20 protein-coding genes are annotated in these 15976 nt (G+C 45.1%); 10 read left to right on the forward strand and 10 right to left on the reverse strand.

All coding sequences use genetic code 11. The annotated features are described in order from the left end of the window. A complete protein-coding gene (locus tag BME93_05340) occupies window positions 1-294 on the reverse strand; it encodes a DUF211 domain-containing protein (GenBank protein ID ATZ61491.2) in 294 nt (97 codons plus the stop codon). A gap of 68 nt (window positions 295-362) precedes the next feature. Here BME93_05340 and BME93_05345 point away from each other — a divergent pair, with 68 nt between their 5' ends. From BME93_05345 to BME93_05355, 3 genes are all read left to right on the forward strand, one after another. Continuing rightward, a complete protein-coding gene (locus tag BME93_05345; GenBank protein ATZ61492.2) occupies window positions 363-1049 on the forward strand; it encodes a histidinol phosphate phosphatase domain-containing protein in 687 nt (228 codons plus the stop codon). Window positions 1050-1145: 96 nt separating this feature from the next. Further along, window positions 1146-1388 (forward strand): Gar1/Naf1 family protein, encoded by a 243-nt coding sequence (locus BME93_05350; GenBank protein ID ATZ61493.2) that lies wholly within the window; start codon window positions 1146-1148, stop codon window positions 1386-1388. A gap of 18 nt (window positions 1389-1406) precedes the next feature. Then, window positions 1407-2471 carry a transcription initiation factor IIB gene (locus BME93_05355; protein ID ATZ61494.2) on the forward strand — a complete coding sequence of 355 codons (1065 nt, stop codon included), beginning with the start codon at window positions 1407-1409 and terminating at the stop codon, window positions 2469-2471. 78 nt (window positions 2472-2549) lie between these two features. On the opposite strand, the gene BME93_05360 is transcribed toward BME93_05355, so the two are convergent. Further along, entirely contained in the window at window positions 2550-3023 is a 474-nt protein-coding gene (locus BME93_05360) for a small multi-drug export protein (GenBank protein ID ATZ61495.2), read from the reverse strand. A gap of 137 nt (window positions 3024-3160) precedes the next feature. Then, window positions 3161-3568: a hypothetical protein gene (locus BME93_05365; protein ID ATZ61496.2), complete on the reverse strand. Its 408-nt coding sequence runs from the start codon at window positions 3566-3568 to the stop codon at window positions 3161-3163. A gap of 143 nt (window positions 3569-3711) precedes the next feature. On the opposite strand from BME93_05365, the gene BME93_05370 reads away from it, so the two are divergent. Both BME93_05370 and BME93_05375 read left to right on the forward strand, forming a co-directional pair. Next, the gene (locus BME93_05370; protein ATZ61497.2) at window positions 3712-3969 is read left to right on the forward strand and encodes an AbrB/MazE/SpoVT family DNA-binding domain-containing protein; all 258 of its coding nucleotides are present in this window, start codon (window positions 3712-3714) and stop codon (window positions 3967-3969) included. Beyond that, window positions 3966-4346 carry a type II toxin-antitoxin system VapC family toxin gene (locus tag BME93_05375; protein ID ATZ61498.2) on the forward strand — a complete coding sequence of 127 codons (381 nt, stop codon included), beginning with the start codon at window positions 3966-3968 and terminating at the stop codon, window positions 4344-4346. Before BME93_05370 ends, BME93_05375 begins: the two co-directional genes overlap by 4 nt. Window positions 4347-4353: 7 nt before the next feature. Here BME93_05375 and BME93_05380 read toward each other — a convergent pair whose 3' ends face one another. From BME93_05380 to BME93_05395, 4 genes are read right to left on the reverse strand one after another with little or no spacing between them, the layout of a single operon-like run. Next, window positions 4354-5598, reverse strand: coding sequence for a hypothetical protein (locus BME93_05380; protein ID ATZ61499.2), 1245 nt, complete (start codon window positions 5596-5598; stop codon window positions 4354-4356). A gap of 1 nt (window position 5599) precedes the next feature. Next, window positions 5600-6214, reverse strand: a complete 615-nt coding sequence (locus BME93_05385) for a hypothetical protein (GenBank protein ATZ61500.2) — start codon at window positions 6212-6214, stop codon at window positions 5600-5602. 6 nt (window positions 6215-6220) lie between these two features. Continuing rightward, window positions 6221-6682, reverse strand: coding sequence for a hypothetical protein (locus BME93_05390; GenBank protein ATZ61501.2), 462 nt, complete (start codon window positions 6680-6682; stop codon window positions 6221-6223). Further along, entirely contained in the window at window positions 6683-7549 is an 867-nt protein-coding gene (locus tag BME93_05395) for a hypothetical protein (GenBank protein ID ATZ61502.2), read from the reverse strand. Window positions 7550-7674: 125 nt separating this feature from the next. On the opposite strand from BME93_05395, the gene BME93_05400 reads away from it, so the two are divergent. The 4 genes from BME93_05400 (at window position 7675) to BME93_05415 (ending at window position 12767) form a co-directional block, all read left to right on the forward strand. Continuing rightward, window positions 7675-9276, forward strand: coding sequence for a type II/IV secretion system ATPase subunit (locus BME93_05400; protein ID ATZ61503.2), 1602 nt, complete (start codon window positions 7675-7677; stop codon window positions 9274-9276). A gap of 10 nt (window positions 9277-9286) precedes the next feature. Continuing rightward, window positions 9287-11215 (forward strand): type II secretion system F family protein, encoded by a 1929-nt coding sequence (locus tag BME93_05405; GenBank protein ATZ61504.2) that lies wholly within the window; start codon window positions 9287-9289, stop codon window positions 11213-11215. Between the two features lie 106 nt (window positions 11216-11321). Next, window positions 11322-12029 carry an RAD55 family ATPase gene (locus BME93_05410; GenBank protein ATZ61505.2) on the forward strand — a complete coding sequence of 236 codons (708 nt, stop codon included), beginning with the start codon at window positions 11322-11324 and terminating at the stop codon, window positions 12027-12029. A gap of 30 nt (window positions 12030-12059) precedes the next feature. Beyond that, window positions 12060-12767, forward strand: a complete 708-nt coding sequence (locus BME93_05415; GenBank protein ATZ61506.2) for a glucose-6-phosphate isomerase family protein — start codon at window positions 12060-12062, stop codon at window positions 12765-12767. Window positions 12768-12881: 114 nt separating this feature from the next. Here BME93_05415 and BME93_05420 read toward each other — a convergent pair whose 3' ends face one another. Genes BME93_05420 through BME93_05430 form a run of 3 tightly spaced genes read right to left on the reverse strand, consistent with a single transcriptional unit; the run spans window position 12882 to window position 13748 of the window. Beyond that, the gene (locus BME93_05420) at window positions 12882-13298 is read right to left on the reverse strand and encodes a type II toxin-antitoxin system VapC family toxin (protein ID ATZ61507.2); all 417 of its coding nucleotides are present in this window, start codon (window positions 13296-13298) and stop codon (window positions 12882-12884) included. A 2-nt stretch (window positions 13299-13300) separates the two neighbouring features. Beyond that, the gene (locus tag BME93_05425; protein ID ATZ61508.2) at window positions 13301-13537 is read right to left on the reverse strand and encodes an AbrB/MazE/SpoVT family DNA-binding domain-containing protein; all 237 of its coding nucleotides are present in this window, start codon (window positions 13535-13537) and stop codon (window positions 13301-13303) included. A gap of 37 nt (window positions 13538-13574) precedes the next feature. Continuing rightward, window positions 13575-13748 (reverse strand): hypothetical protein, encoded by a 174-nt coding sequence (locus BME93_05430; GenBank protein ID ATZ61509.2) that lies wholly within the window; start codon window positions 13746-13748, stop codon window positions 13575-13577. A 256-nt stretch (window positions 13749-14004) separates the two neighbouring features. Here BME93_05430 and BME93_05435 point away from each other — a divergent pair, with 256 nt between their 5' ends. Next, complete coding sequence (locus BME93_05435; protein ATZ61510.2) at window positions 14005-15975, forward strand: sodium-translocating pyrophosphatase; 1971 nt, start codon at window positions 14005-14007, stop codon at window positions 15973-15975. Window position 15976 lies beyond the last annotated feature (1 nt).

The raw sequence follows: 15976 nt of genomic DNA on the forward strand, positions 1-15976 counted from the left end.
TTACCGATCTTGTGGCGTCTCGACTCCCTCTATTAATTCTTTTCCAGCTGCTACTTCATCGATACTGTGAATCACCGCACCATGATTTTCGATAGTTGATTTTATCGCAGAATAGTTTATATCGATTCCCTTGATGGTAATCTTAATGTTCTCCGTTTTCTGATCAACTTCATATAGGCTTAGATTGACTCCAGTCACTCCTTTCAATTCACACAGGCTTTTTGCCAGGTCCATCATTAATGGTTGATGGGGCTTCAAGACATCGAGCACCACTCGCTGTATATTACTACTCATCGACTTTCACTTTATGATAGCAATACCAAAAGGAACACTTATAACTTTTGCGGTAAATGTACCCAATCATGATTGATTTACATTCTCATACGACTTTTAGCGATGGAGAACTGATACCTGCCGAGTTAGTGCGCCGAGCAGTAGTTCAAGGATATGCGGCAATCGGACTCACTGACCATGTTGACTTTTCCAATGTAGAATATGTCCTGACCAACCTGAAAAAGATGAACCTCGAAGGAGAAATGAATATACGGGTCGTAATTGGAGTCGAGATTACTCACATACCTCCTGCTAAGATTGAAAAATTGGTGACCAAAGCAAAACAGCTTGGAGCAGAACTGATTGTAATACATGGAGAAACCATGATGGAGCCGGTTGCACCTGGGACCAACAGCGCAGCAGTTCGTCTGGGGGATGTGGACATATTGTCTCACCCAGGATTCATCTCGATTGAGGATGCCGAAATAGCACGAGATAATGAAGTATATCTTGAGATCACGTCGCGTCAGGGACACTGCATGACAAACGGCTATGTCGCAAAAATTGCCAACGAAGCCGGTGCGATGCTGGTGGTAAATTCGGATGCACACAGTCCGACCGACTTGATTACGAAGAAGAAGGCGGTCGATATTGCGATGGCGGCGGGACTGGATAAAAATGATGCGGATAAGGCGACAGGAGCCAATCCTCTTAAACTGTTGAAGTCCCTTGGGGCGAAGACGGTCAAGGGCACTGCCTTCGATTACAAATGTTGAGACTATTATAAGTCTTGCGAAAGTATTATATACTAAAAGTCACCTTTTTGTTCTACTATTAATTAGATATCCTATTTTTAAAGAGGTCGATATGCATTGAAAAGATTAGGTACGGTTCTTCATCTATTGGGTCATAAGGGCTTGATTGTACGGGGCGAGTCCGACGATAAGATGCCAAAGTTGGAATCAGTGGTAGTAATGAACAATATGAAAAGAATCGGAAGGATATATGACGTTTTTGGACCCGTAAGACATCCATATATCTCCATCAGACTTTATGATGGCATCAGTATGTCCGATGCATGTGCGCTGAAAGGCCAGCGAGTTTATTCATTATAATGCAAAAAGGTGTATGATATGGAAGAGATAAAGGCAGCCGAGGAAGTCGAAAAGAAGATTAGAGTAATCAAAGATAGCCCTGTAGAGTCTCAACAAGTCGAAACTCCAACAGAGTTTCAGACAGTCGGGAAATCTTCGATTTCCGACTCACGCGAGGAACGGAGAGAGTATGAAGAGGCTAAAATGCAGTGCTCGGAATGTAACAGCTCCCAACTCGTGCACGATTACGAGAGAGCAGAACTTGTATGCAGCGAGTGCGGACTTGTACTTGAAGAGGATTGTATCGATATGGGGCCCGAGTGGCGGGCCTTCGATCATGACCAGCGAATGAAGCGTTCCAGAGTGGGGGCGCCAATGACGTATACGATTCACGACAAGGGTTTGAGCACGATGATCGACTGGCGGAACAGAGATTCATGTGGCAAGTCAGTATCATCGAAAAACAGGGCACAGTTATATCGGCTGAGAAAATGGCAGCGCAGAATCAGGGTGAACAATGCGACCGAACGAAATCTCGCATTTGCGTTATCGGAGTTGGACCGAATGGCATCAGCACTGGGTATGCCAAGAAACATCAGAGAGTCTGCCGCGATTATCTACCGTAAAGCGGTGGAGAAAAATTTAATCAGGGGGCGCAGCATCGAGGGAGTTGCTGCAGCCGCATTGTATTCCTCGTGCCGGATGAGTTCCGTGCCAAGAACGCTGGACGAGATCGCAGAGGTGTCGAGGGTGAGCAGAAAGGAGATAGGGCGAACGTATCGATTCGTATCCAGAGAGCTTAAACTCAAACTCATGCCGACGTCTCCAATTGACTATGTATCGCGATTTACCTCTGGATTAAATCTCAAAGGTGAGGTGCAGTCCAAGGCAGTTGAAATCTTGCGCCATGCTGCAGAGAGGGAGCTGACGTCAGGGAGAGGTCCCACGGGGGTCGCAGCAGCCGCGATATATATCGCATCCATTCTTTGCGGAGAACGCAAAACGCAGAGAGAAGTGGCAGATGTGGCAGGCGTGACTGAAGTAACCATCAGAAACAGGTATAAGGAGTTGGCAGAGGAGCTCGACATAGATATAGTCCTTTAAACAAAGATTGCTTATGCAATCTTTTAAACAAAGATTGCTTATGCAATCCTTTAAACGGTCATTCTCAAAGAGAATGACCTAAACAAGGAGCATTATAACGTCGATAAAATACGCTATGGCAAAACATCCCACCAGCGCACCTATGGTAATTGCAATGAACACCTTATACGGGTCCATACCTATTATGCGTCCAATAATTGACGCCATAACCGCTCCAGTTCCCTGAAATGGTATAATCACAAGAATGACGATACCTGTAAAGGCAAATCGCCTCATCCGGGAGTGTTCTTCTAAAAGTATCCCACCCCTCCTCTCCATATTTGCAATGGTCTCTCCGAGTACTGGAACCCTCTTGAGATGGTCAAAGTTCCATACGAGAAATAGTGCGGTTACGATATCGATGAACGCAATGGAAGATGCAGCGAGAGCAGGGTGAACGTCAGCAACAACAGCGATGGGAATCACGGATTCTTTTCCAGCCGGCGGGATAACATAAGCAGTCATCATGACGATTACCTTGGCAAAGATGCCCTCATCCAACGTTAGATACATAATGAAGATTACTCCAGCTGCAATGTGAAAGGGAAGGACAAATTTAATTAATGCTGACATACTCCCTCTAAGGATATGGTCTTGTACCCTCTTCAATTTCAAAAGTAGGTCCATTTGATTCATGAGATTATCGCCATTTAACCAAGCTTATAGGTCACGGTCTCGGTATATGTCGTCTCGCCGTCTGAAAATATTATTTGTACCGTCGCTGTTCTCGCACCAGAGTCATATCTCCCGTGCACGAATATAACCGAATATCCCTCCGATGCATATACCCCGATTATTTGGTTTTCATGGGCGGTTAGGTTAGTTAGTTGTGGGATGACGAACGGATTTTTTGTACCAGCACGTGAGACATCCCTCAAGATGGTTCCGTATGTGTCTTTCATGCGTTTAAAATCAAAGTTTACATCGCAGGTTTCCTGTTCTATGGTCCGATGACCTGCAAATGCAGCTGTATGAAGAACTATGCTGAAGGAGATGATGCCTACTGCCAAAATGAAGCCCGCAAGTAGAATAATTTGTCCCTGCTCATCTTTCATCATTTGTACCAATTTATAGTAAACTGTCACAAGTTAAAAAGGGTTGTGTTTCCATATCTCCTGCAATGGCACTTCTTGCTGATTATTTTGTCATCAATGGTAAGCCTTAAATAACTTTAGTCTTAAGTAATATACTGTGAGTAAGAATGACTACTACTATGGTAAGTTCTAAAGGGCAGATAGTGATACCCAAGTGCATTAGGGAGAAGCTGTCATTGGAGAAGGGATCAGAGGTTGAGATAATAGAGAGAGATGGTGTAATCAAGATCATCAGGATTCCAGAAGACCCCTTGGAGGCATTAGCTGGATGCCTGAATCTCGGGGCATCGACGAAAGAGCTGATGCGGGAATTGGATGAAGAGGAAAAAAGAAGAGATGAGCGACTCATGGGGCTCAAAGCATGAAACACTGCTTGGATTCGTATGCGATCATCAGTCTGATTCAGGGTGGAGATGGCGCAGACAAGGTGAAGAGGATAATATCCGGGGATGGGCAGAAGGTCATGAGTACGGTGAACGCAGCAGAGGTCTATAACATTATATTGAGGCGGAGGGGAGAGGAGCACGCGGACGAGAAGTTCACGTGGTTTACAAAACTAAACATAGAATTCATGCCACCAGATGTTGAGATTGCAAGAGAAGCAGGCAGGTTCAAGATGAAATATTCTTTTGCCCTTGGAGATGCCTTCTGCCTTGCCACTGCTGTCTCAGCAGAATGTAAAATCGTGACAGGTGATTCAGAGTTTGGTGATGTCAGCGAAGTCGAAATTGTGTGGGTTTGACGATGTTTTACTTATACCACAACACCAATCTCGCCATATAAACCTCGGCCGTTACAAATACAGGCACGGTCACTGTAATCGCTCCCGGGGCAGGAATTCCATTGATGATTCTCATCTGAACGATTTCTCCTGTGCTGTTGGAGAAATGCAGGTTATACTCGACATTCTCCGGGATATAACTGCGAAGAATGTTGTTCAGCTTGGTGAGGTTGATGAATCCCCTGAGTGCCGCCTCGAGCGGGCTAAGTTCTGCACCTGGCGCCAGACCTGGTCTGCCGACACAGACGAATATTGGGTGTGAATGAATATTGGGCCCCCTCCTTGGATCGGAATCTATTGCCCATATTGCATATCCACCCCTTGCTCCATCGTGAAACTTGAATTCAAGTGTGTTGTTACCGATAAGTTTTATGGTAACTACTCTATCCACCGTAGTAGGTCTATCCCTTGTTGGTATATCCCTTGTTGTATAGATGTCTCTCCCCCTTATACCCAACGCATCCCATCTGTCAGGCCTCACTCTCTCCCTCAACATCGTCTCTATGGTGCCACCCCTACCAATCACTACGTACTGCAACAGCTCCTGTTCTCCGGTAAGCTTTGGCTTGGTGATATTGAACGAACCATCTCTCCCTTCTGGTTTTTTATCTACCCAGACCAAGACAGGAGTGGAAACTCCTCCCCTACCATCCTCAAACCAGACCATGTTTATGGTATAATTGGTTATACCTACTCTATGTCTGAAAGTGAAGATATTGTTTGGGCTATCCCTCACAGCACCGCCATCAACACCAAAATATTCAACGACGGAAAGGCGGCCGCCGATAATATCAGCGGGATTTTTCCATCTGTTATCTCTCGTATCCCATAATTTGAACCTCGTAGTAAGATTTTCTCCTGCCCTGTCATGATTGATATATAAATACCTGGTCGTCCAATTCTTGCCATCTGCTGTTCTTATATCTGTTACGTTCACATCGTGCGCCCACTTACCGGGCGGCGGCCTGGGGCTATGCTCTCTATACAACCTATACTCAAGCAAGCCCACAACTATATCTGCATCCCTGTATGATAAGAGCGTGAGCACGTCCCTGCCATAGTGTTTCAACTGGACTTCGGCGAAATCCTGCCTCGGTGTGATATCTACTGGAGTAGTGGCCATCACTATGTAGAGGGCGGCGATCATCATGCTGACGGCAAGCACTGCCTCTATCGTGTACATCTGACCCGCATCATCTCTTCGAATGCTCATCTCACCACCATACCCACAGAAGTATCTGATATCCATCCACCCTGCCAGGTTGGGGCAGTAGTGCGACCCTTTCGATTTGAACTACGTCGCCTGTAAGGGGGACGACCTTTGTAATGTTGGCATCAGCTTTGGCAAAGTTATAGGCACTGTCATTAACCGGGCGTATCTGCAGGTAGAATCTAAGTCCCTCTAGTCCAATAGCTCTGGTCGCATTTCGCAGCTCACCAGCTCCCGTACCATCCACTGGGTACTCCCACCAGGTCAGATTCCCTGCAACAGTGTGGTTTACCATCAGCCCATCTATCTTGGAGCTGTTGAGGACATTATGCCTCTCAGCGTCAACTGCGAAGCCTATTCGTCTCACCGCCGATTGATTTGTGCGCCATACAGTCTCCCAGTTCGTTCCATTATCCCATAGCCCAGGGTCCTTCACCAGGATATCTGTAACTCGACTTGAAATTGGATATATTCTGTTATACTCGGCCGTGTAGGGCATAACTGCACCTGCTAAAGTATGGAATATAAAGAAGAAGGCGAGCATAAAGACCGATACGGCAATGACGAGGTCTATGTTGATAATGCCCCTATCATCTCGAATATCGGTTTTTCGAATCAAGATAGTTCACCTCAAAGTGATTGTCCTGTTGGTTATGTCATATTTTACTATGACCTGTTCCATGCCGCTGGGAACCTCTCCTGTTATGCGAACGTCAGGCTCCATATTGTTGAGTGGAATGTAAACGTCCGTACCCCTTGCAGTGAGTAAAATCGCCTGGGTGGTGGTCCCTGGAGCCAATATGGTGGGGTTTGTTCGTATGACATATGAAACCCCTCCCACTTGTGAGGGGATATCCACCACTCTCGTCACAGTTCCATTACCGCTCACATTGACGGCAAGACGCATGTCTGTGATAGTGCCCGCAATATCGCTCCCGACGTCGGCGAATCCAAATCTGGCGGTGCCGTCGACCATCCCCTGAAAAGACAGGACCACGGTTGTCAGAAGCGTCATGACGATGATGAAGGACATGAGATAACTAAGCGGGACGACCACTGCGGATGTGTCGTGAAGAAGTTTCATCATTTATCTCACCGATGACCCTATGATGGTTTCGTGAACTGAAAGGTGAATATCATCACCAGCTGTTTTGCCGTGAATTCCTATTGTAACCACATTTCCAGTCGTGTGAATCTGAAAGCCTGTGCCAGCGCCCAATCCAGTTCTGATTAATCCAGCCCCGATTAATTCATCCTCGAAGAATCTCGCCCACGCCTGATGGTATTCACTGGTTATCGTAATCGTGACGTTTCTATTGAGAGTTGTCGCCACGGGATGATTTCGGATATTTCTATCAAATCCGACAAATCTCGAATCGACAGATACAACGCCGGCGCCGCCCACCGAGGAGAGGGGGCCGGTGAGATTGACCATGCGCAGATGTATCGATATGTTAGTCCCACCTGCAGGCGTTATGAACATATTATCTGGCTGTGAGGTCATTATGGGTATGCCATGGGCAAACCTAACTATCACAGCTCCATTCTCAAATACTACTGAATCGTCCCGCAGTGTGCATTCGATATTTCCAACTCTTAGGGAGGTGTTGAATACATTATGAGTGCCGGTTGTGTTCCCAAAATTCACCTGTATCGTAGTATTTGGAGCATCGGGCATTATCGTAATCGCTCCTCCGCCCATATGCATCGCGGTGCGTCTTGACGGCCCAACTCCTACAAGTGGGCCCTTTAAATCACCTATATCTGACTGGAGGATTCCCATGTGGTTCTGTATGCTCTGCATGTGTACAGTGTGTCTGGCGGCATCTATCGCTGGTATGCCCACTGCATAAATTGTGGCAATCATCGCCGTTGCGATCGCGAGGATCAATATCATCCCCACTACGGAAGAAACTGCATCATCGGCATGTTGAAACCTTCTGCTGCGATTCACTCCATCAACCCCCTATATAAATTATCTCGTTCTTAATATTTAAGAATGATGTGATATTATATAACCATCTAACCATAATGTATATGTAACGATATGAATAAACCATTGCCATGCGGAGATGGAAGATGGAACTTTTAGATAACTTGAGAAAACGGGTCGGAATTTTAGATGACATAATGGGCAAAACCCCCAAGGAGGTTATGGTCGAAAAGTACGACCCTGAAAAATATGGCCCAATCGCCATCTTTGAAGGGAAGGAGGGCTATAAAGAAGCCGAAAGGTACTGGGTGGACGAACCCTATGCATTTGTCACAATTCTATATGATGATAAAAAGAATGAATATCTGTACTATGTCGTTGAGCCTGCACTTACTCCTTTTGAGAAAGAGCTACTGGAAGAACTGCATGCACGACTGCAGGATGTATTGATAGTCGAAGATGTCGATAAAACAGTAGACAAAGAAAAAGTGCTGAGCGACAAAATAAAAGAACTCATGATGAATTATATGGAAGATGTGGACTTAAAAACCTTCATTAAAATTTTGTATTTCATACGAAGGAATTACCTGAAAGTTGGAAGGATACATCCGCTGATGAATGACGCTTTTATCGAAGACATATCGTGTAACGGGCCAGGTGCCCCAGTATTCCTGTATCATAAGAACTATGAAAACATAGAGACGAATATAATCTTCGATGAAGATGAGCTGTACTCATTCGTGGTCAGGCTTGCACAACAATGTGGGAAACATATATCCATCGCAGACCCGATGATCGATGCGACAATGATCGACGGGTCCCGTATCCAGATGACGCTTGGAAAAGAAGTATCTACAAAAGGCAGCACGTTCACGATTAGAAAGTTTCAGGAGATTCCTATCACGCCTATCGACCTCATAAGCTGGAATACTTTCTCGTCAGAGATGATGGCGTATTTCTGGCTATGTATAGAGAACAATAAAAGCCTGATATTTGCAGGAGGCACTGCTTCTGGAAAGACATCGTCATTGAATGCGGTCTGCCTGTTCATCCCGCCGAAGTCAAAAATCGTCACATTGGAAGATACCAGGGAATTAAAGTTGCCCCACCCAAACTGGATTGCTCAAGTAACAAGAGAATCGTTCACTGGTGGAGAGATCAGCAAAATCGACATGTACGAACTGTTGAGGGCTGCACTGCGGCAGCGACCAGAATACCTCCTCGTGGGAGAGGTCAGGGGCAAGGAGGCGCTTGTATTATTCCAGGCCATGTCCACAGGACATACTACGTTCTCGACTATGCATGCAGACTCGGTGCCGTCTGTGATTTATCGGCTGGAGAACGAACCCATCAACGTCCCAAGGACGATGTTGCAGGTACTGGATATTGCGTCCATCCAGATTCAGGTATACATCGGCGAGAAACGTGTTCGACGTGCAGACAGAATCGCAGAGATAACGGATATCGACCCTACCACGAAAAAGATACAAACAACAGATATTTTTGTGTGGAACCCCATTGCTGATAATTTTGAAAAAACTGGTGAATCACTTGTTTTAGCAGAAATTCAACAACGGAAAGGGTGGAACAAAAAAGAGTTGTGTAGGGAATTGGAAAATAGGCAAACCGTCCTCGAATATGTGCTCGAAAAAGGAATAAAAGACCACAGAGGAATTATAAAAATTATACAGGCGTACTATATCGACTCCAAAAAACTGATGAAGAAGATAGCGGATAAAACCCTTTGAGGCAATCATAATGGATGCGATCAGCAAATTAGCATTTCGTATATTTGGTTCAAGGCTGGAGATGGAAAAGTACTACTCCTTGGAGCGAAGTTTGAGGCAGGCACGCATCCCTGTTTCATGGGACGTATATGTTGCGAAAGCGAGGTTATATTCGCTGATCCTGGGTTTCCTTGGGGCCGTCATCGGTCTGACGCTTGTCATCATCGTTATACATCTGGTTGGTTTGCCCCCCGCCATCCTACCCCCTGCCATCATAGTCGGATTACCACCTGCACTCTGGTGGATGCTGGAGTATAGAGCGGTCTTTTTAGCCCTCTTTCTAATGGTTACATTAGCCACCATAGTAGGAGGCGCGACATATATGATTATGAGGCTGATGCCACAGTTTGTTGCCGGCGAGAGAAAGATCAAAATTGACCGAGAACTTCCGTATGCCGTCACGTTTATGTATGCACTCAGTCGAGGCGGAATGAATATCCTCGATATATTCAGGTCGTTGAGCGAGTCCACGATATATGGAGAGGCGGCGAAAGAAGCGGGCACAATCGTCAGGAACATGGACTTTTTCGGACAGGATTTAAGAACTGCGATTCAAAATGCAGCCGACACATCTCCCTCTGAAAATTTCCAGGACCTGGTCGTGAATCTGCTGTCGGTAATAGAGAGCGGTGGCAACATAACCGCGTATCTATCTGACAAGTCAGAAGATTACTTAGAAAAGGCACTCAGAGATCAACGTGGATTCATAGAGATGATGGGATTGATTGCAGAATCATACGTCACCGTCTTCGTAGCAGGTCCCCTGTTTGTCGTGATAATATTCTTTGTTATGGCCGCGATGGGGCCTGGGGATTTGATGATGTTGTATATACTGATTTATGCAGCTCTGCCGTTCGGTTCGTGTATGTTCATCGTCATCATCGATATGCTTAATCCCAGGGGTGCGATAAGTGCTATACCGTTTGATGTAGAAGAAGTAGATGAGTACAAGGTCCAAATGGCGGAAGGGACTAAAGAAGAGAGATTATTAAAGAGCATTGAAAGTGGCAGGAAATCGGTAGAATTCAAAAAATTTTTGAGTAACCCATTTAAGGGCATATTAGAAAATCCTTTTTATACTCTCTATTTAAGCGTGCCGATTGGAATAATCCTCCTCCTCGCCGTGGCATTCACTTACCGGGAACAGTTAACGACCCTCGACACAGCGGTCAGCATACTGGACGACTATTTTATATTCACCTTGCTCCTGGTGATTTTCCCGCTGGCTGCTTTCTTTGAGGCATCATCACGGAGACAGAAAAAGTTGGTAAGCGAAATGCCAACCTTTTTGAAAAAACTAGCGAGCGCAAACGAAACCGGAATGTCCTTGCCTCAATCTATCAAATTGATATCAAAATCGAACATCGGCAGTTTAACCACTGAGGTGAAAAAGATATGGAATGACCTACAATGGGGCACGACAGTTGAGAATGCATTTAAGCGGCTCGGGAACAGAATTATGTCAGGTCCTGTGTCGCGGGTTATAACGCTATTGGTCAAGGCAAATCAAGTAAGTGGAAACACAAAGGTCGTGCTGGATATAGCAGCAAAAGATGCCGTAGCATATCAAAGACTGGAAGAAGAGCAACTCGGCCAGATGATCATATATGTGGTCATCATATATATGGCATTTTTCGTTTTTCTATTCGTCATCGTAACCATGTCTGTAGCGTTTTTGCCCGTGATGGCTGGCGTCGGGGCTGCTGATGCCGGCGCCCCATCCCTTATGGGAGCTTTTGATGTTGACATGTTTATGCGCATATTTTTTCATGCTGTTATAGTGCAGGGTTTTTTTTCCGGATTGATAGCCGGACAGATGGGTGAAGGCAGTGTATTATCAGGTCTAAAACATTCAATCGTAATGATGTGTATTGCGTATTTGGTGTTCTTATTCATCTAGGCGCTCGTTTTTCAACCGTTATGTTCATATATGTTAGTGTTAAATAAGCGTTAAATATAACTTGTAAAAAGTTATATGGCAAAGAACTTGAGGGGGGGGGACAATCATGAAGATAGAACAGGAAAAGCGTGTGACAAAGATGAACTCGAAAAAGAGCACCGGCATCCAAGCGCTGGACAGGCGCCTGGACGGAGGCCTGCCTAACGGATCGGTGGTTCTTTTCAGGTCAAGCCCAAAATCAATGTCAGAAATTTTTCTGTATTATTTTGCTGCTGCACAAAAGGCATACTACTTTGCTACGGATAGGGCCCCCAAATATGTAAAACAAAATATTAATGGCTTCGGTTTGAATAGTGACAACATAAGTTTCATTGACATATATGACCAGTATCGCAAGAATGTCGATTCCAAAAGAGATGAAACGATTCTTGCATATTTTTCCGATGAACTTGAGAAATTGAGACAGGATGAGGATTTCGTCTGCATTATCGACACATATTCTTTCTTCCTCGAACTGGATGTCGACCATGGCAGGATAAGAGAACTGCTTGACCAGATATATGAAATGTCCAAAGAGACCAACAGCGTCTCCTATTTATATGTCTTAAAAGGCGCTTATGAGGAAAAAATCATAGAGGCACATAGCAATACGTGTGATGTGATCTTTGATATCGAATCCGAAAGGGTCGGCGAATGTATATACAATAGACTTCTCATACCCAAAATACGGGGCATATTCCCGGTACCAACCCAATTTATCAAGTATCAGATAATAGATGGCATACAGATTGATACCTCGATGTACATTGCATAGACATTCATGTGTTTTAACTTCAGGTCCCCGATGACAAAACCCGACATAAGAACGTTAGATGACATGAGGGACGTCATTTACGATAAAGAGTGGTTAAAAAGGGCGGGAAATCCAGAAGTATACTATATGTATAGGGGCTTATCTCTGAGCATTAGAGATGGGCAGATTATAAAAGAAAATAACCTCAGGTATGACATCACGGTCATTCCGCCACGTATGTTGGGCAACGAATATGTAAAGACGGTCGGGCACTATCATCCCAGGGCGTCGGGGGCGAACATATCATATGCGGAGGCATATGAGATATTAAGCGGAGAGGGGCACTATTTGCTTCAAAAATGCCAGAATGGGTATGTCGCAGATGTTATAGTGATCAGAGCGCAGAAAGGAGATAAAGTGATAATCCCTCCGGATTACGGTCATATAACTATAAATCCCTCCAATAAAGAGCTTAAAATGTGCAACTGGGTCGCCTGTGACTTTGCGCCGATATATGCTCCAATAAAAGAGAGGGGTGGTGCCGCATATTTTGAGCTGACTGCAGGATTCGTCAAGAACGAAAATTATGATAATGTGTCCGAAATTCGATTTTTAAAGCCCGCAAACTTTCCAGATATTGGGCTTGACAAGAATAAAGAGATATATGGGCTCATCAGGAAAGACCCGAAGCTACTGGAGTTTTTGACCAGGCCACAGGATTATGGGTGGCTGTTTGATAGGGTTCTGGCTAACGAATGAGAAGAGGGGCGAAATCGGAAGGAACATTCGCTTGCGTATAACGTTTTGTGAAAAGAAGTTGCTGAAGGTAATTTGGGGAAAGCGTAGCGAACGGAGGGTGCCAGAGACTGCTTTTTAATGGTATTTCTCAATACATTTTGATGCACTTATCTTCTCTAATCCTTCTACGTTATCAAAATCTTTATCTTCACTTACTATAGTAGATAAGCCTGTCTCTTTCATCGAAGAAAAATGGATAGCATCCCTTGGTTCAAGTGTTGTTTTTTCATAGATTTCTACCATTCTAATAATAACTGATTTATCAAGCTCAATCCATTTTATGGGCAATGTAAGTATAGCTTTTGTAATCTTGATAGCGTTATCTTTTCCAACGTTCTTTTTCAAAATCCACATCACTTCATCTATTACGAGAAATGACGATGCACAGGTAATCCTTTGTTTGTTTATGAGTCTTATAATCTCCCTACAATTTCGTCCCAATTTCTCTTTGTCTATCGCAGCAAAAATGAAAATATTGGAATCAATATACAAAATTAGGCCTCCTCGTATCTGGTCTCTAATTCTCTTTTAATTTTTTTCATCGATATTTTACTTGCACTTTCTTTACACACTTCTAAAAATACATCTACTACATTCCGCTTTTTCGAGAGTATTATCTTCTCATTCTCAATGTCAATTACTATTTCATCCCCTACATTAATCCCTAGAATATCCCGAATTGTTTTAGGGATTACAATCTGACCTTTTGCTAATACATTTTTCGATATCATTTAAACCACTAAATAACCCTGTAGTTAAACTACCTAATTAAACTTTTGGTTTCCTAATAGATAGGCGGTCTCTGGCATTGCGTATAACGTTCCAAGCATATCGTAGATGTTTAGCGCATTCCTTGAGTTTCTCAGCGATTCTGTTCTGCATCACTTTATCGAGGTCGTCCAAGTCTTTTAGTGCCCTTTGAGTGAATATTACCTTATACATCAAAAGATTTCCTCAAGACCTTTCACTTTACCTTCTTTATAATCGCTTCTTGCCTCTTCAACAGTTAAATCCTTTACTTTTGTTTCCATAAGCAAACATCTCCATACAGCATTTGAATGCATCTATTAAAAATTTCGCCTAACTATTTATAAACGCATCCTGTTTATATAATCTTTTTCACTTATGATAGCAAACATTATAAACTAGTAGTGAGAAGTGGAAATGACTTTTATACGGCTGTTATGGAGGACATAGGATGGAATTGATATTATTTGCACTGTTCGCTGGTATCGCAAGCCTAATCTTCGCCGCCTTTATGGCACGGAACGTTCTCAAACAGGATGCTGGAACGCCAGAGATGATTGAACTTTCTGATGCGATTCAAGAAGGCGCGATGGCATTTTTGAACAGGGAATATAAAACGCTAATCGTTTTCACCGTCATTGTATCAGCAGTGATTGCCGTGGCAATAGGCATCGAAATAGCAGTGACGTTCGTCATCGGGGCTTTTGTATCTGCATTGGCAGGAAACATAGGAATGAGAGTCGCTACCAAATCCAATGCGAGAACTGCTAATGCGTGCAGAGAGGGATTGGGGCAGGGGCTTAAACTCGCGTTTTCAAGCGGCGCAGTGATGGGATTAACGGTAGTGGGACTCGGTCTGCTGGGCATAAGCAGCCTGTACTACGTATTTGAAGACCCTGCCATATTGTTTGGGTTCGGATTCGGTGCCAGCTCTATCGCACTCTTCGCCAGAGTCGGCGGCGGGATATTCACCAAAGCAGCGGACGTCGGCGCTGACCTGGTCGGCAAAGTCGAGAAGGGGATTCCAGAAGACGACCCGAGAAATCCAGCAGTAATAGCCGATAATGTCGGAGATAACGTCGGCGATGTGGCTGGGATGGGGGCAGATTTATTCGAATCGTATGTCAGTTCAATTATTGCAACGATGGCGATAGGATTGGTCGCATATCTGGCAGGGGATATGGGCCCTAATGCCGTGGTGCTTCCCCCCTTGCTCGCAGGTGTAGGAATTCTATCCTCGATCATCGGCACATTCTTCGTGAGAGTCGGCAAGGATGCGAACCTGGGTGCCGCAATGAATAAAGGAATATATGTGAGTGCTGTATTCATGACGATTATGGCATACATCGTCATCATGGCCGTTTTGGGTGACGTGGGCGTGTTTTATGCAACGATTACGGGTTTGATTACCGGCATCCTGATCGGCCTCTTTACGGAGCATTATACTTCGCCTGATAGAGCGCCCGTGCAAAGGATTGCGGAATCTTCTCAAACGGGCGCTGGGACGAACATCATCAGTGGGATGTCGGTCGGTATGCGCAGCACCTTCGCCCCGATCATCGTGGTATGCCTCGCAATCATACTGGCCTATCATTTTGCTGGATTGTATGGAGTTGCGATAGCCGCTGTTGGCATGCTTTCCACACTGGGCATAACTCTCGCTGCAGATACCTATGGGCCGGTTGCAGATAATGCCGCAGGAATTGCAGAGATGGCGAAAATGGGCCCGAAGATAAGGGAAAGAGCCGAGGCACTGGATGCAGTTGGAAACACGACCGCAGCCATCGGCAAGGGCTTTGCCATAGGTTCTGCGGCTTTGACCGCGCTGGCACTACTTTCAGCATACTGCATGGAAATTGGGTTGGAGAGCATAGACGTCACCAAGCCATCAGTCATCGCTGGCGTGTTCATAGGTGGCATGTTGCCGTTTTTATTCTCTGCAATCACGATGGAGTCGGTTGGAAAAGCAGCATCCCAGATCGTCAACGAAGTGCGCAGGCAATTTAGAGAGATACCCGGTCTGATGGAGGGAACGGCAAAGCCGGATTATGTGAAATGTATAGATATAAGCACGGTCGTGGCTTTGAGGGAAATGGTCGTTCCAGGGATACTGGCGATAGCAGTGCCACTCACTGTCGGCCTGATTCTTGGCCCCGAGGCTTTAGGAGGTCTTTTAACCGGTGCGATCGTCACGGGATTCCTGCTTGCGATTATGATGGCCAATGCTGGCGGTGCGTGGGACAACGCGAAAAAGTATATTGAAGCAGGGAACCTTGGGGGCAAGGGCACGAAGACTCATGCCGCTGCAGTGATAGGAGATACCGTAGGCGACCCATTTAAAGATACATCTGGCCCCTCCTTGAACATCCTTATCAAGTTGATGGCCATAGTGGCACTGGTATTTGCTCCGCTGTTCATTTAAA

Source organism: Methanosarcinales archaeon Met12 (assembly GCA_002813105.2).
Lineage (GTDB): Archaea > Halobacteriota > UBA148 > UBA148 > JAJOKI01 > JAJOKI01.

Bases quoted from the DNA above. Each gene is read 5' to 3' on its own strand.
- BME93_05340 (ATZ61491.2), bottom strand. From the start codon at position 294: ATGAGTAGTAATATACAGCGAGTGGTGCTCGATGTCTTGAAGCCCCAT.
- BME93_05345 (ATZ61492.2), top strand. From the start codon at position 363: ATGATTGATTTACATTCTCATACGACTTTTAGCGATGGAGAACTGATA.
- BME93_05355 (ATZ61494.2), top strand. From the start codon at position 1,407: ATGGAAGAGATAAAGGCAGCCGAGGAAGTCGAAAAGAAGATTAGAGTA.
- BME93_05360 (ATZ61495.2), bottom strand. From the start codon at position 3,023: ATGTATCTAACGTTGGATGAGGGCATCTTTGCCAAGGTAATCGTCATG.
- BME93_05365 (ATZ61496.2), bottom strand. From the start codon at position 3,568: ATGATGAAAGATGAGCAGGGACAAATTATTCTACTTGCGGGCTTCATT.
- BME93_05370 (ATZ61497.2), top strand. From the start codon at position 3,712: ATGACTACTACTATGGTAAGTTCTAAAGGGCAGATAGTGATACCCAAG.
- BME93_05375 (ATZ61498.2), top strand. From the start codon at position 3,966: ATGAAACACTGCTTGGATTCGTATGCGATCATCAGTCTGATTCAGGGT.
- BME93_05380 (ATZ61499.2), bottom strand. From the start codon at position 5,598: ATGAGCATTCGAAGAGATGATGCGGGTCAGATGTACACGATAGAGGCA.
- BME93_05390 (ATZ61501.2), bottom strand. From the start codon at position 6,682: ATGATGAAACTTCTTCACGACACATCCGCAGTGGTCGTCCCGCTTAGT.
- BME93_05400 (ATZ61503.2), top strand. From the start codon at position 7,675: ATGGAACTTTTAGATAACTTGAGAAAACGGGTCGGAATTTTAGATGAC.
- BME93_05405 (ATZ61504.2), top strand. From the start codon at position 9,287: ATGGATGCGATCAGCAAATTAGCATTTCGTATATTTGGTTCAAGGCTG.
- BME93_05410 (ATZ61505.2), top strand. From the start codon at position 11,322: ATGAAGATAGAACAGGAAAAGCGTGTGACAAAGATGAACTCGAAAAAG.
- BME93_05415 (ATZ61506.2), top strand. From the start codon at position 12,060: ATGACAAAACCCGACATAAGAACGTTAGATGACATGAGGGACGTCATT.
- BME93_05425 (ATZ61508.2), bottom strand. From the start codon at position 13,537: ATGATATCGAAAAATGTATTAGCAAAAGGTCAGATTGTAATCCCTAAA.
- BME93_05430 (ATZ61509.2), bottom strand. From the start codon at position 13,748: ATGTATAAGGTAATATTCACTCAAAGGGCACTAAAAGACTTGGACGAC.
- BME93_05435 (ATZ61510.2), top strand. From the start codon at position 14,005: ATGGAATTGATATTATTTGCACTGTTCGCTGGTATCGCAAGCCTAATC.